This is a genomic window from Rhodoferax ferrireducens (assembly GCF_003347515.1).
Classification (GTDB): domain Bacteria; phylum Pseudomonadota; class Gammaproteobacteria; order Burkholderiales; family Burkholderiaceae_C; genus Rhodoferax.
In genome coordinates, this window is the sequence record NZ_QEII01000101.1 from 1 (window position 1) to 291 (window position 291).

Genomic DNA, 291 nt, shown 5'->3' on the forward strand with positions numbered 1-291 from the left:
TGAGCGCGTTCAGGATAGCCGCGGCGGCGACGATGGCGGTGCCGTGCTGGTCGTCGTGGAACACCGGTATCTTCATGCGCTCGCGCAGCTTCTTCTCGATGTAGAAGCATTCGGGCGCCTTGATGTCTTCCAGGTTGATGCCGCCGAAGGTCGGCTCCATGCGGGCGATGGTGTCGATCAGCTTGTCGGGGTCGAGCTCGTCGAGTTCAATGTCAAAGACGTCGATGCCGGCGAATTTCTTGAACAGGCAGCCCTTGCCCTCCATCACCGGCTTGCCCGCCAGCGGGCCGA

Annotated in this window: 1 pseudogene; it reads right to left on the reverse strand. The window is 62.2% G+C overall.

Annotated features, from left to right (window positions below):
* A pseudogene (locus tag C5P05_RS00420) lies at positions 1 to 291 on the reverse strand (NADP-dependent malic enzyme); the annotation flags it as partial.